General features: G+C 61.5%; 13 protein-coding genes. 10 read left to right on the forward strand and 3 right to left on the reverse strand.

Annotated elements, in window-relative coordinates; all coding sequences use genetic code 11:
• Nucleotides 1-32 precede the first annotated feature (32 nt).
• The gene (locus tag AC5QPF_RS05760; protein ID WP_494962395.1) at nt 33-878 is read left to right on the forward strand and encodes a mechanosensitive ion channel domain-containing protein; all 846 of its coding nucleotides are present in this window, start codon (nt 33-35) and stop codon (nt 876-878) included.
• A gap of 141 nt (nt 879-1,019) precedes the next feature.
• Nucleotides 1,020-2,252, forward strand: a complete 1,233-nt coding sequence (locus AC5QPF_RS05765) for an MFS transporter (protein ID WP_494962396.1) — start codon at nt 1,020-1,022, stop codon at nt 2,250-2,252.
• A 1-nt stretch (nt 2,253) separates the two neighbouring features.
• Here AC5QPF_RS05765 and AC5QPF_RS05770 read toward each other — a convergent pair whose 3' ends face one another.
• The gene (locus AC5QPF_RS05770) at nt 2,254-3,825 is read right to left on the reverse strand and encodes an AmpG family muropeptide MFS transporter (protein ID WP_494962397.1); all 1,572 of its coding nucleotides are present in this window, start codon (nt 3,823-3,825) and stop codon (nt 2,254-2,256) included.
• A 43-nt stretch (nt 3,826-3,868) separates the two neighbouring features.
• Nucleotides 3,869-4,222 (reverse strand): MGMT family protein, encoded by a 354-nt coding sequence (locus AC5QPF_RS05775; protein WP_494962398.1) that lies wholly within the window; start codon nt 4,220-4,222, stop codon nt 3,869-3,871.
• A 144-nt stretch (nt 4,223-4,366) separates the two neighbouring features.
• On the opposite strand from AC5QPF_RS05775, the gene AC5QPF_RS05780 reads away from it, so the two are divergent.
• From AC5QPF_RS05780 to groL, 5 genes are all read left to right on the forward strand, one after another.
• On the forward strand, nt 4,367-5,374 hold the full coding sequence (locus AC5QPF_RS05780) for a DUF481 domain-containing protein (protein ID WP_494962399.1): 1,008 nt from the start codon (nt 4,367-4,369) through the stop codon (nt 5,372-5,374).
• Nucleotides 5,375-5,457: 83 nt separating this feature from the next.
• A complete protein-coding gene (locus AC5QPF_RS05785) occupies nt 5,458-6,189 on the forward strand; it encodes a DUF2470 domain-containing protein (RefSeq protein WP_494962400.1) in 732 nt (243 codons plus the stop codon).
• 63 nt (nt 6,190-6,252) lie between these two features.
• Nucleotides 6,253-6,723 (forward strand): FxsA family protein, encoded by a 471-nt coding sequence (locus tag AC5QPF_RS05790; protein ID WP_494962401.1) that lies wholly within the window; start codon nt 6,253-6,255, stop codon nt 6,721-6,723.
• Between the two features lie 254 nt (nt 6,724-6,977).
• On the forward strand, nt 6,978-7,271 hold the full coding sequence (locus AC5QPF_RS05795; protein WP_316920052.1) for a co-chaperone GroES: 294 nt from the start codon (nt 6,978-6,980) through the stop codon (nt 7,269-7,271).
• 47 nt (nt 7,272-7,318) lie between these two features.
• Nucleotides 7,319-8,968: a chaperonin GroEL gene (gene groL / locus AC5QPF_RS05800; RefSeq protein ID WP_494962402.1), complete on the forward strand. Its 1,650-nt coding sequence runs from the start codon at nt 7,319-7,321 to the stop codon at nt 8,966-8,968.
• Nucleotides 8,969-9,719: 751 nt separating this feature from the next.
• On the opposite strand, the gene AC5QPF_RS05805 is transcribed toward groL, so the two are convergent.
• A complete protein-coding gene (locus AC5QPF_RS05805; protein WP_494962403.1) occupies nt 9,720-10,466 on the reverse strand; it encodes a phosphatase PAP2 family protein in 747 nt (248 codons plus the stop codon).
• Between the two features lie 179 nt (nt 10,467-10,645).
• Here AC5QPF_RS05805 and colR point away from each other — a divergent pair, with 179 nt between their 5' ends.
• The 3 genes from colR (at nt 10,646) to AC5QPF_RS05820 (ending at nt 13,421) form a co-directional block, all read left to right on the forward strand.
• On the forward strand, nt 10,646-11,329 hold the full coding sequence (gene colR, locus AC5QPF_RS05810; protein ID WP_075806470.1) for a two-component system response regulator ColR: 684 nt from the start codon (nt 10,646-10,648) through the stop codon (nt 11,327-11,329).
• A complete protein-coding gene (locus AC5QPF_RS05815) occupies nt 11,319-12,611 on the forward strand; it encodes an ATP-binding protein (RefSeq protein ID WP_494962404.1) in 1,293 nt (430 codons plus the stop codon). Before colR ends, AC5QPF_RS05815 begins: the two co-directional genes overlap by 11 nt.
• Nucleotides 12,612-12,740: 129 nt before the next feature.
• A complete protein-coding gene (locus AC5QPF_RS05820) occupies nt 12,741-13,421 on the forward strand; it encodes a methyltransferase domain-containing protein (RefSeq protein WP_494962405.1) in 681 nt (226 codons plus the stop codon).
• Nucleotides 13,422-13,425 lie beyond the last annotated feature (4 nt).

The following is a 13,425-nucleotide window of genomic DNA, read 5'->3' on the forward strand; positions in this document are numbered from 1 at the left end:
TTTTTCTGCTTATTGCCGCACTAGGAGGGCACATGGATTTGAATGCAGAGGTCGATCAACTGGTCAGGACTTCGCAGACCTGGATCCCGTTGATCATGGAGTACGGCAGTCGCCTGGCCCTGGCGCTGATCACTCTGGCCATCGGCTGGTGGCTGATCAACAAGGTCACCGCGAAACTGGGCAAGCTGCTGTCCCTGCGCAATGCCGACCTGGCGCTGCAAGGCTTCATCAGCACCCTGGCCAACATCATCATGAAGGTGCTGCTGTTCGTCAGCGTGGCCTCGATGATTGGTGTGGAAACCACCTCGTTCGTCGCTGCCATCGGTGCCGTCGGCCTGGCCATCGGTCTGGCCCTGCAGGGCAGCCTGGCGAACTTCGCCGGTGGCGTGCTGATCCTGCTGTTCCGTCCGTTTCGCCTGGGCGACTGGATCGAGGCGCAGGGTGTCAGCGGTACCGTGGACAGTATCCAGATCTTCCACACCGTCCTGCGCACCGGCGACAACAAGACGGTGATCGTGCCCAATGGCAACCTGTCCAACGGCATCATCACCAACTACAACCGCCAGCCGACCCGCAAGGTGGTGTTCGATGTCGGCGTCGACTACGAAGCCGACTTGCAGAAAGCGCGCAACGTCCTGCTCGACCTGGCAAAGAACGACCCGCGGGTACACAAGGACCCGGCGCCACAGGCGGTAGTCGCGACCCTGGGCGACAGCGCCATCACCGTTTCCCTGCGCATCTGGGTGAACACCGCGGACTACTGGGACGTGATGTTCATGCTCAACGAGCATGCCCGTGACCGCCTGAAGAGCGAGGGGATCGACATTCCCTTTCCGCAGCGGGTGATTCGCGTGGTGCAGGACGCGGCCGTCCAGTAACACCTTGTGGGAGCGGGTGAGCCCGCTCTCACAGGCGACCGTGTCGCTCCACCCATTACACTTCTTCACCTCTTCCCCCTATCGACCCGCAGGGCTTTTCTGGCATACAAGCCGGTCTCGTTTCCTTCTGCCGGCCGCCCCATGACCCCGCTGATCCCCATCACCCCGTTCAGGGCCCTGTGCTTCGCCCTGACCCTGGCCCTGTTCGAACTGCTCACCTACCTCGCCAGCGACGTGGTCATGCCTGCCATGCCCCAGGTAGTGACCGACCTGAACGCCAGCCCCGAGTACATTCCTCACGCCTTGAACCTGTACCTGCTTGGTGGCGTGCTCCTGCAATGGCTGATCGGCCCGCTGGCCGATCGCTATGGCCGGCGCCCACTGCTGCTCGGCGGGTGCGCGTTCTTCTGCCTCATGTGCCTGGCCGCCTTCTGGGCCGATGGCATCGAAGTGTTCAACCTGTTGCGCCTGCTCCAAGGCATCGGCCTGGGCTTCGTGGTCACGGTCAGCTACCCGGCGCTGAACGAGGCGTTCAGCGAGGCGGACGCGGTGCGGATGATGGCGCTGCTGGCGAACATCGCCCTGCTTTCGCCATTGCTCGGTCCATTGGTGGGCACGCTGCTGCTGGAATGGGTGTCGTGGCGCTGGCTGTTCGTGTTGTTCGGCATCACCGCCGTGGTCGCGTGGGTTGCCCTGTACCGCTTCATGCCGGAAACCCTTGGCGTGGAGCGCCGTGATGGCTCGCGCCTGGACTTTCAGCCGATCCATCTGCTGCCGTTGCTCTCGGGCTATGCGCAATTGCTTGGCAACCGGCGTTTCGTGGCCGGCAGCGCCGCACTGGGCTTGATCGGCCTGCCGCTGATCGGCTGGATCGGCCTGTCGCCGGTGTTGTTGATCCATGACGAGGGGCTTAGCACCCTGGCCTATGCCATGTGGCAATTGCCAGTGTTCGGTGGGCTGATCCTGGGCAACCTGATCATCAATCGGATTGCCGACCGCTATCCGTTGACATCGTTGGTGCGCGGCGCGCTGGGGCCGTTCCTGACAGGGCTGGTGGTGGCGTTGTTGTCCACCTGGCTCTACCCGAGCGTACCGAGCCTGGTGGTCGGTCTGTCGATCTATGCTCTGGGGCTGGGCATCGGCAACGCCGTGTTGTACCGCATGACACTGTTCAGCAGCGAACAGAGCAAGGGCCTGGTGTCGGCGATGTTGGGGATGATCACTATTGCCCTGCTGGGCCTGGGCGGTGCGGTGATGGCGATGTTCGGCGCTGGCGCCAGCTTGCTGGCGTTCGCCGTGGCATCAAGCGTGGCCGGCGTGCTGGCGCTGTGGCCGTTACGGACGGTATTGCGCGAAGGCGCGACGCAGCCCTGAATCAGGGCTGCTGCTGTTCGCTGGCGGGGGCGGTGACGGGTTGTTCCACCGGTTGTACCGGCTCCTTGTCGCCACGACTCTCCTGATGCCAATGCAGGGCGATCAGGATCAGGGTCGGCACACCGAGCAGCGCGGTGATCAGGAAGAAATCGTGGTAGCCAAACTTCTCCACCAGGACGCCCGAGTAGCCGCCGATCAGGCGCGGCAACAGCAGCATGATCGAGCTGAGCAGGGCGTACTGGGTTGCGGAGAACTTCAGGTTGGTCAGGCTCGACAGGTAGGCGACGAACGCCGAGGTGGCCAGGCCCGAGCTGAAGTTGTCGAGGGAAATGGTCACCACCAGCATTTCCACGTTCGGACCCATGTCGGCCAGCATCAGGAACAGGATGTTGGTGGCCGCCGAGGCCACACCACCGATGAACAGGATCGGCAGGATACCGAAGCGCACGATCAGCAGGCCGCCGACACCGGCGCCGAGCAGGGTCATGACCAGGCCGAAGATCTTGCTGATACTGGCGATCTGGTCCTTGGTGAAGCCTTGGTCGATGTAGAAAACGTTGGCCATCACGCCCATCACGGTGTCGGACATGCGGTAGGTGGCGATCAGCCCAAGCAGCAGCAGGGCCTGCCAGCGGTAGCGGTGGATGAAGTCGTTGACCGGAGTCAGTACTGGCGCCAGGCCGCGACGACCCATGGCCGAGAGGCACAGGCAGGTCAGGGTGGTGTAGAGGATGGCACGCAGGAAGGCGCGGTCTTCCAGGAGCAGGTCGAGCAGGCTGACTCCCTCGAACAGCACGCTGGCGAAGTCGGTGTTGTACAGCTGAGTGAACATCGCCGGTACCGAGACCAGCAGCACGATCAACACGAATACCGACATCAGCTGGTGGGCAAAGCCGTAGCGCGCGGCCTGCAGTTGCGTGCGCAGCGACACCGGGGGTTCGCGCATCAGCAGGGTGGTCAACACGGCGGGCAGCATCATCACGCCGAACAGCACGTAGGTGCCGGTCCAGGCCTTGTGCATGTAGCTGAAACCGGTGGAGCCGAACCATTCGGCGAAGAACAGGGCGCCTGCGGTGGCGAGCAGGGCGGCGACCCGGTAGCCGGCCATGTAGCTGGCGGCGAGGGCGGCCTGGCGCTGGTCGTCGGCGATTTCCAGGCGGTAGGCGTCGACGGCGATGTCCTGGGTGGCGGAGGCGAAGGCTACCAGCACCGCCAGGGCGATCAGCCAGGACAGGTGTTTCTGCGGATCGCAGAAACCCATGCCGATCAGGCCGATGACCACCAGCAACTGCGAGAGCACCAGCCATGAGCGACGACGGCCGAGCTTGCCGAGCAAGGGCAGGCGCCATTGATCGAGCAGCGGCGACCAGACCCACTTGAATGCGTACGCCAGGCCGATCAGGCTCGCGTAGCCGATGGTCTCGCGGGCCACACCGGCCTCGCGCAGCCATACCGACAGGGTCGAGAACACCAACATGTAAGGCAGACCGGCGGCGAAGCCGAGCAGCAGGAGCACCACGGTCGACGGGCTGGCATAGGCAGCGAGCGCAGCGCGCCAGGTTTTACGGGGCATGGGCCAACATCTGCCTCAAGATTACGAACACAAAGCGCGCACTCTAACTGGTGTGATCCATCGGACGCCAGCCATGGCGCGACATATCGACGCGATTATTGCGCAGGCTGACCCCTTCGGCACGCAGGCGTGCCCTTTGCTCATCGCCCGAAGGCGTGCCTTGCTGAAGGCTGAGCCGACCGCCGGCACCCAGCACCCGATGCCAGGGCAGGCGGGTGTCCGGCGGCAACTGGCTCAGCGTACGCCCGACCCAGCGCGCGGCACGGCCCAGCCCAGCCATTTGCGCCAGTTCACCGTAGCTGGTGACCTTGCCGGACGGAATCTGGTTCAGCACCAGGTAAAGCGCCGTTCGTCGGGCTTCGACGCTTTCCTGGGTCATGTCGCCAGTGCCCGTCATCCGTGGCGCTCCGGGATGGCTGACACGTTTACGTAACAATTGGGAATTGAACTCATTGGCATTGGTCGGGTCTGTCCTTGCTCTGGTACTGGGCATCCGGATAATGCCCGACTTTTTTCGCGAACCTGAATTGCAGTACTGCCTATGTATTCTAGAACCCTGTTGTGCCTTGCATTGGTCGGCGTGAGTGCGCCGGCTCTCGCCGATACCGTGTGGATGAAGAACGGTGACCGCCTGAGTGGCAAGATCAAGGTGTTCGATGGTGGCAAGCTGCTTCTGCAGACTCCTTATGGCGGCTCGATCGCGCTGGACTGGAAGCAGGTCAAGACCCTCGAGAGCGACCAGGAACTGCTGGTCAAGCAGGACGAGTACAGCGGCGAGCGGGCCAAGTCGTTGCAGGCTGCCGAGCAGGGCAAGGTGACCCTGGCCAATGGCGAGGCGCCGAAGACCGTCGAACTGGCGAGCATCCAGCAGATCATGAAGCCCAAGCCGGTGGTCGAAGACCTGGTGTGGAAGGGTAATGTCGACCTGGCGCTGGACTACAAGCGTGCCGAGACCAACACCGACGACTACGACGTCGATTTCAAGACCTCCGCCCGCCATGGCCGCTGGCGGCACAGTGCGGAAGGCGAGTACAACCGCGACAGCAAGGACGACGTCACCACCACCAACAACTGGAGCGCCGAATACGCGCTGGACCGCTTCATTACCGACAAATGGTTTTGGCAGGGTCGCCTGGAATACAAGCGTGACCACATCGAGGACCTGGCTCGCCAGCGTACCGTGGGTACCGGCCCGGGCTACCAGTTCTGGGATGACGAGTTGGGCGCCTTCTCCCTCGGTTCGCTGCTCAACCGCACCGACTACGAATATGCCGACGGCGGCAAGGACAACTTCTATTCCATTGGCATGAAGTGGAACTACAACCGCTTCCTGATTGGCAAGACCGTCGAGCTGTTTACCAATGGCGAAGTCGGCCGGCCGCTGGGCAATGTCGCCGACTACAGCCTGGATGCCGAGGTCGGCCTGCGCTACAAGGTTACCGAATGGGCGTCGCTCAATCTCAAGGCGGAGAAGGACATCATCCGTGGTACCAGTGACAGCGACCTGGACAAGACCCGCTACACCGCCGGCTTCGGCGTGACCTGGTAAGCCCCTTGGCAGCGGCAGGTGATAATGATTAGCTTGTCGTCATCACCGCCCGCGCCGGGCGGCCTCTTTCCAGGAGTCCAGACGTGAGCGCCACCGTTGCCAGGCAAGCCCGAGAACTGCTGCTCAAGGAGTACCGCGGGGTACTCTCGACCCATTCCAAGTCTATGCCCGGCTTTCCGTTCGGCTCCGTGGTGCCGTACTGTCTGGACGCCGACGGCAATCCGCTGATCCTCATCAGCCGCATCGCCCAGCACACCCACAACCTGCAGAAGGACCCAAAGTGCTCGCTGCTGGTGGGTGAGCGTGGCGCCGAGGATGTTCAGGCGGTGGGCCGCCTGACCGTGCTGGCCGAGGCGCGCAAGCTGGAGGACGTTTCGTCCATCGAGGCGGCTGCCGAGCGCTACTACCGATATTTCCCTGATTCGCGCAACTACCACAGCGCCCATGATTTCGACTTCTGGGTCCTGCAACCAGTGCGTCATCGCTACATTGGCGGCTTTGGCGCGATCCACTGGATCGACCAGCTGACCTTGGCCAATCCGTTCGCTGGCAAGGCCGAACTGAGCATGGTGGAACACATGAACGGCGACCATGCCAAGGCCATCGCCCACTATGTGACCCTGAGCGGCCTGCCGGATGCGCAACCGGCGCAACTGGCCGGGATCGACAGCGAGGGCATGCACCTGCGCATTGGCCAGGCGTTGTACTGGCTGGCGTTCCCGGAGCCTTGCAACACGCCGACACAAGTTCGCGAGGCCTTGGTTTTGCTGGCTCACGCCGAACAATGGCCACAACCTCAGGCCGCCGAGGCTTGAAATTGCCAGCTAAAGTTACCATCTGAGGTCTATTGGAAGATGTCTTCCGCTGAGGAACCCTCGATGCGTGCTTTTCTACTGCTGTTTCTGGTTTTCCCGATCCTGGAGCTGTATGCCTTCTTCAAGGTGAGCAGCGCCATCGGCTTCTTTCCGGCGTTGCTGCTGATCTTCGCCGGCTCCGCCCTGGGCTTGCTGGTGGTGCGCGTCGCCGGCCTGGCAACGGCCCTGCGTACCCGTGACAGCCTGCAGCGCGGTGAAATGCCGGCCGAGGAGATGTTCCATGGCCTGATGCTGGCGCTGGGTGGTGGCTTGCTGCTGATCCCGGGCTTTATCAGTGACGTGTTCGGCCTGATCCTGTTGCTGCCATTCGTTCGCCGCCTGCTCGGCCGCAAGCTGCGTGAGCGAGCGGAGGCCCAGGCTATGCGTCAGCGCGCCTTTGCCGAAGACGCGTTCAGCACTCAGCCGGGCGCGCCGGGGCGTAATCCGCGGCAGCCAAATGTGATCGAAGGTGATTACGAGCGTCGCGACTCCTGATCTGCATTGGTATGAAAAACGGCCCTTCGCGGGCCGTTTTTCATTCTTGCAGGTTCATTTCAAAAAAAAACATTTGCGAGCCTTGTAATCGCGAAGGCCGCCCCTATGTATGGGTCACCGCAAGGTTTCTGGGCATCCGCACCAGACAAGACATACGTGGCCCGCCCTGCGGACCACGACCGGCGAAGCCGGAATGCATCCACCCGCCGGTACCGAAACCGGCCGATGAAAACCACAATCAGGAGAGATCGACAATGAAGCTTCGTCCTCTGCATGACCGCGTCGTTATCCGCCGCAGCGAAGAAGAATCGAAAACCGCTGGCGGTATCGTTCTGCCAGGCTCGGCCACCGAGAAGCCAAACCGTGGCGAAGTCGTCGCTGTTGGCGCCGGTCGCGTCCTGGACAACGGTGAAGTGCGCGCGCTGGCCGTGAAAGTGGGTGACAAAGTGGTTTTCGGCCCTTACTCGGGCAGCAACACTGTGAAAGTTGACGGCGAAGACCTGCTGGTAATGAGCGAGAACGAAATCCTCGCCGTTATCGAAGCTTGATTCCGCTGGTTTCCCGTTACTCCAAAGTATTCAAGGATTAAACGATCATGGCTGCTAAAGACGTAAAATTCGGCGATTCCGCCCGCAAGAAAATGCTCGTTGGTGTCAACGTTCTGGCTGACGCGGTAAAAGCGACCCTGGGCCCGAAAGGCCGCAACGTGGTCCTGGCCAAGAGCTTCGGTGCTCCGACCATCACCAAGGACGGCGTTTCCGTCGCCAAAGAGATCGAGCTGAAAGACGCCTTCGAAAACATGGGCGCCCAGCTGCTGAAAGACGTTGCCTCCAAGGCCAACGACGAAGCCGGTGACGGCACCACCACCGCTACCGTTCTGGCCCAGGCCATCGTCAGCGAAGGCCTGAAATCGGTTGCCGCCGGCATGAACCCGATGGACCTGAAGCGCGGCATCGACAAGGCCACCCTGGCCATCGTCAAGGAACTGAAAGCCCTGTCCAAGCCATGCGCCGACTCCAAGGCCATCGCCCAGGTAGGTACCATCTCCGCCAACTCCGACAACTCCATCGGCGACATCATTGCCGAAGCCATGGAAAAAGTCGGTAAAGAAGGCGTGATCACCGTTGAAGAAGGCTCGGGCCTGGAAAACGAGCTGTCGGTCGTAGAAGGCATGCAGTTCGACCGTGGCTACCTGTCTCCGTACTTCGTCAACAAGCCGGACACCATGGTTGCCGAGCTGGAAGGCCCGCTGCTGCTGCTGGTCGACAAGAAGATCTCCAACATCCGCGAACTGCTGCCAGTCCTGGAAGCCGTTGCCAAGTCCGGTCGTCCGCTGCTGATCGTGGCTGAAGACGTCGAAGGCGAAGCACTGGCGACCCTGGTCGTCAACAACATGCGCGGCATCGTCAAGGTCGCTGCGGTCAAGGCGCCTGGCTTCGGCGACCGCCGCAAGGCCATGCTGCAGGACATCGCCGTCCTGACCGGCGGTACCGTGATCTCCGAGGAAATCGGCCTGAGCCTGGAATCGGCTACCCTGGAGCACCTGGGCAACGCCAAGCGCGTCACCCTGTCCAAGGAAAACACCACCATCATCGATGGCGCTGGTGCCGAGTCCGACATCGAAGCACGCGTCAAGCAGATCCGTGCCCAGATCGAAGAAACTTCCTCCGACTACGACCGTGAAAAACTGCAAGAGCGTCTGGCCAAGCTGGCTGGCGGTGTTGCCGTGATCAAGGTCGGTGCCGGCACCGAAGTTGAAATGAAAGAGAAGAAAGCCCGCGTTGAAGACGCCCTGCACGCTACCCGCGCAGCCGTCGAAGAAGGCGTGGTGCCTGGCGGTGGTGTTGCCCTGGTTCGTTCGCTGCAAGCGATCGCTGACCTGCGTGGCGACAACGAAGACCAGAACGTCGGTATCGCCCTGCTGCGTCGCGCTGTTGAAGCGCCACTGCGCCAGATCGTTGCCAACGCCGGCGACGAGCCAAGCGTCGTGGTCGACAAAGTCAAGCAAGGTTCGGGCAACTTCGGTTACAACGCTGCTACCGGCGAGTATGGCGACATGATCGAAATGGGCATCCTGGACCCAGCCAAGGTTACCCGTTCCGCGCTGCAGGCAGCTGCTTCGATCGGCGGTCTGATGATCACCACCGAAGCCATGGTTGCCGACCTGCCGGAAGACAAGGCTGCCGGTGGCATGCCTGACATGGGCGGCATGGGCGGTATGGGTGGCATGGGCGGCATGATGTAAGCCAGCCTCACCCTGCTGCAAAAAAGAGCCCCGCTAGATGCGGGGCTTTTTTTTGGTTCTTCACGGAATACCGGGAAGCTTTGGGTTTAGTGGCGGAATCGGTATCGCGAGCTTATCCATTGCGGGCGGCGAAGCCACCGGTCCCTTCCGCCTCTACGGCGGGTCCATTTTGTCTTGGCAAAATAGACGAAAACCGCTTGCTCCTGCATCCGGCCCTGCGCTGCGCTCCGGGTCCCCTCCCTCCGGCGCCTGACGTCGCGAGTTACGGGTGACGACACGAAAGATCCATCTTCGAAAACAAGATCGGCATCGATAGCCCAACATAACAAGACGCCGCGCTCTTGCTTTTGCTCTTGGTGCGCGAAGGTTCAGACGCCGCAAATTGCGACCTCAGCCGGCCGAGTGGAGGTGTCTTGCGGAGGCAGGTGCGCAGCACCCTTCGGCGAAGCCGAAGCGCGAGGTGAAGACTTGCGAAGCAAGTCGTAGGCCGCGGGCCCACGCAAGGCGCCGGAAGGAGGGGACCCGGAGCGAAGCGCAGGGCCGGCTGTGGGAGCGGGCGGTTTTCGTCCATTTTGCCGCAACAAAATGGACCCGCCGTAAAGGCGGAAGGGGCCGGTGGCGTCACCGCCCGCAATGGATAAGCTCGCGACACCGACACCGAACATTCAACCCCCAAGTTTCCCGATATACCGTGAAGAACCTTTTTTTGCCTGTTTCAGCAGGACCGAAAGCTCGACACGGGTCCTATTTCTTATCCTGCCTGCGCAACTTTGCTTGCTTCAGTGCTTTCGACCGGCGCTTTGCGACGGTAAATCACCAGGTAATAGCACCCCAGCCCGATCAACCAGCAGAACACCGCCGTCCATACGTTGTGCGAGAAGAAATGCGCCCCTTGCATCATGCGCCCGACCGAGAACACTGTGCCCAGGGCAAAGGCGAACGCCAGGGCTGCCTTGGCCATGCGCGGACGGCGATCACGCAGGACGAAGAACAGCGCGAACAAGGTGAAACCGGTGGCGGCATGCCCACCGGGCCAGCAACGACCAGGCTTGTCGGTCTGCGGGCGGGCTTCCAGCAGCTTGCTGTAGGTTTCCTTGCCACCGAACTCACTCAGGCTCCACGGGCACTGCACTGCGGTTACCGCCTTGAGCGGGGTGACGAAAGCGGTGGCCAGGCCCAGCGACAGTACCAGGCAACCCAGCTCGCGGCGGATCGGCTTCAGGCGTTGCAGGACGAAGCTTGCGACAAAACCGACAATGGCGAACACGCTGAAAGCGATGACCACCTGCTTGGCGCGGTCGTGCAGGATATCTTCGAGGAAGTAGCTGTGACGGCCGATGAATTGCCCGGCGCTGTGGTCGTAGAACAGATTGGCCAGGATCATGTCCAGGTCGGTCAGTTCCAGCAGCATCAGAATCAAGGCGGTAAACAGCGGAATGCCCAACACGATCCAGGGGTTGAGCGGGCGGGAAGGGCGGAAATCGTTGGCTTCAGGCATGGGTAATCCTGGGTGGACGGGAGACGACCGACGATTCTCTACCTCGCCACATGCGCCATTCGTGAATCTGTCGTGAAAAAAACGTCAGGTGACAATATCGGCCGAATACCCTAGCAGCTTGTCTACTATGACCGTAAGCTGCGCCACCTGAAGGCCATAGCAGAAGCAGAGAGGGAGCCATGCGCATTCTACTGGTTGAAGACAACCGCGATATCCTGGCCAACCTGGCCGATTACCTGGGGCTCAAAGGCTACACCGTGGACTGTGCCCAGGACGGCTTGTCCGGCCTGCACCTGGCCGCTACCGAGCATTACGACCTGATCGTTCTCGACATCATGTTGCCCGGCATCGACGGCTACACCCTGTGCAAGCGATTGCGCGAAGACGCCCGCCGCGACACGCCGGTGATCATGCTCACCGCTCGCGACCAGCTCGACGATCGCCTGCAGGGTTTCCGCTCCGGTGCCGACGATTACCTGCTCAAGCCGTTCGCCTTGTCCGAGCTGGCCGCGCGCATCGAAGCGGTGCTGCGTCGGGCCCAGGGGGGCGGGCGCCGTAGCCTGCAGGTGGGCGACCTGAGCTACGACCTCGATACCCTGGAAGTCACCCGTCAGGGCCGTCACCTCAAGCTCAACCCGGTCGGCTTGAAGCTGCTGGCGGTGCTGATGCAGAAAAGCCCCCACGTCCTGCGCCGCGAAGTCCTGGAAGACGCCCTGTGGGGAGATGACTGCCCGGACAGCGACAGTCTGCGCAGCCATGTTCACCAATTGCGTCAGGTGATCGACAAGCCGTTCGACAAACCGCTGTTGCACACTGTCCATGGCGTCGGCTATCGCCTGGCCGAGGGGCGTGATGGAGTTTAAGCAGAGTCTTGCGCAGCGGATCATCATTGCTTTTGCTCTGATGAGCGCACTGGTGGCCGGAGCGTTCGCCTTCGGCATTGTCGCCACGGTGCACCTGGTTGAGGAGCGGCTGATTTCCTCGGTGCTCGGTGGTGATCTGCAACGTCTGCTGCTGATGGACAACGTCAGTGAGTGGAGCCACCGGCCGCGACCGGACCAGCTCTTCTATTACAGTGGCGGGCGTGACGATTTCGCCCTGCCATCGGACCTGCGTCACCTGAATCCCGGTTTCCACGAGGTATTTCGCGAACACCTGTCGTACCACGCCATGGTCGAGGTGGTGGATGGTCGGCGTTACGTGCTGCTGCAGGACCAGAGTGATTTCGAGGAGCGCGAACGGGTGCTCTTCGCCGTAGTGGTGGTGGGCTTCGTGCTCAGCCTGGCCCTGGCGGTGTTCCTCGGCTGGATTCTGGCCCGCCGGGTCATGGCGCCGGTCGTGCGCCTGGCGCGTCAGGTTCGCCATCGTGACCAGTTGCTCGGCTTGGCGCCGCCGCTGGCGCCGGACTATGCCGCCGATGAAGTGGGTCAGCTGGCGGTTGCCTTCGATGCCACCCTGGGCCGCTTGCGCGATGCGTTGAATCGCGAGCGGTTGTTCACCAGTGATGTCAGCCACGAACTACGCACGCCGTTGATGGTGCTGGCCACATCCTGCGAACTGTTGATGGAGAACCCCGCTCTCGAAGGCCGGGCCCGTACCCAGGTGGAGCGCATTGCCCGCGCCACCGAGGAAATGCGCGAACTGGTGAAGACCTTCCTGATGCTCGCCCGTGCCCAGCGCGATGAAGGCGCGGTGGCCTCACAGACGACGCTGAAAGAGGTCGGTGACGAACTGGTCGGAGTCTGGCGCGACACCATCGAGCAGAAAGGTCTGAAGCTCAGCTTCGTGGTCAACGAAACATCGTCCACTCTCTACAACGCCACATTCCTCCAGTCGGTCATGGGCAACCTGCTGCGCAACGCGGCCCATTACACCGACCATGGCTTCATCCGCCTGACGATCGAAGCCAGCAGCTTTACCGTCGAGGACAGCGGTGTCGGTATCCCCGAGGAACAACGCGAAGCGATGTTCCAACCGTTCGTCCGCGGTGGCGAAAAGCGCGGTGAGGGGCTTGGGCTCGGCCTCTCGCTGGTTCAACGGATCTGTGATGATCAAGGCTGGGTGGTGACCCTCAGTGAAACCCGACCCCATGGCTGCCGCTTCCATGTCAGCCTGGGTGACAAAGGGCTGTCGCCGGACCTCTGAGGCCGGCGCGGCGCCTGTAATTCTTTGTAAAAAACTGTTCTTATGCCTTACATATTTTTCACACATGCATGACCTGACGGCAACGTTGCCCCATGTAACGTGGCGCTCATTGCCGTCAGGAGACTATTCATGTCCAACCCTACCAAGCTTGAATTTTCCGATAAGTACGACCAGCAGCACGCCCAGCAGTACTTCGAAAAACACCACGCCAGTTTTTCCCGGCGTATGTCCCATAACCGTGACGAGCAATTGGCACGCCGTGCGCTGACCCTGGCCGGCGAGCCCGGCCTGGTTCTCGACTTGCCGTGCGGAGCAGGTCGCTTCTGGCCATTGCTGGCCGAGAAACCCAACCGCGTGATCATCGGTGCCGACAATTCCGCGGCCATGCTGGAAACCGCTTGCCGCTCGCAGTCGCCCGAGGTCGTGAAACGGGTACGTCCCTTGCAGACTTCTGCATTCGATATCGATCTGCCCGACAACGCCGTCGATAGCATCTTCTGCATGCGTCTTTTCCACCATATCGGCGAAGCACCTCACAGAATGCAAATTCTCAAGGAATTTCAAAGAGTTACCCGTGATAGCGTGATTCTCTCGTTGTGGGTGGATGGTAATTTCAAGGCCTGGCGCCGAAAAAAACTCGAAGACCAGCGTATCGCCCGTGGTGAGACCGGGAGTTACCAGAACCGCTTTGTGTTACCGGCTGCTACGGTCGAAGAAGAATTCAAGGCCGCCGGCTTCCGGATTCAGGAACGAATGGACTTCCTGCCGTTCTATGCGATGTGGCGAGTCTATGTATTGCGAAAAGGTTGAAAAC

The sequence above is a fragment of the Pseudomonas sp. Con_6 genome, assembly GCF_059379395.1.

What these genes read in the sequence shown, in the direction of transcription:
- AC5QPF_RS05760 (WP_494962395.1), top strand. Translation starts at nt 33, where the DNA reads ATGGATTTGAATGCAGAGGTCGATCAACTGGTCAGGACTTCGCAGACC.
- AC5QPF_RS05765 (WP_494962396.1), top strand. Translation starts at nt 1,020, where the DNA reads ATGACCCCGCTGATCCCCATCACCCCGTTCAGGGCCCTGTGCTTCGCC.
- AC5QPF_RS05770 (WP_494962397.1), bottom strand. Translation starts at nt 3,825, where the DNA reads ATGCCCCGTAAAACCTGGCGCGCTGCGCTCGCTGCCTATGCCAGCCCG.
- AC5QPF_RS05775 (WP_494962398.1), bottom strand. Translation starts at nt 4,222, where the DNA reads ATGACGGGCACTGGCGACATGACCCAGGAAAGCGTCGAAGCCCGACGA.
- AC5QPF_RS05780 (WP_494962399.1), top strand. Translation starts at nt 4,367, where the DNA reads ATGTATTCTAGAACCCTGTTGTGCCTTGCATTGGTCGGCGTGAGTGCG.
- AC5QPF_RS05790 (WP_494962401.1), top strand. Translation starts at nt 6,253, where the DNA reads ATGCGTGCTTTTCTACTGCTGTTTCTGGTTTTCCCGATCCTGGAGCTG.
- AC5QPF_RS05795 (WP_316920052.1), top strand. Translation starts at nt 6,978, where the DNA reads ATGAAGCTTCGTCCTCTGCATGACCGCGTCGTTATCCGCCGCAGCGAA.
- groL (WP_494962402.1), top strand. Translation starts at nt 7,319, where the DNA reads ATGGCTGCTAAAGACGTAAAATTCGGCGATTCCGCCCGCAAGAAAATG.
- AC5QPF_RS05805 (WP_494962403.1), bottom strand. Translation starts at nt 10,466, where the DNA reads ATGCCTGAAGCCAACGATTTCCGCCCTTCCCGCCCGCTCAACCCCTGG.
- colR (WP_075806470.1), top strand. Translation starts at nt 10,646, where the DNA reads ATGCGCATTCTACTGGTTGAAGACAACCGCGATATCCTGGCCAACCTG.
- AC5QPF_RS05815 (WP_494962404.1), top strand. Translation starts at nt 11,319, where the DNA reads ATGGAGTTTAAGCAGAGTCTTGCGCAGCGGATCATCATTGCTTTTGCT.
- AC5QPF_RS05820 (WP_494962405.1), top strand. Translation starts at nt 12,741, where the DNA reads ATGTCCAACCCTACCAAGCTTGAATTTTCCGATAAGTACGACCAGCAG.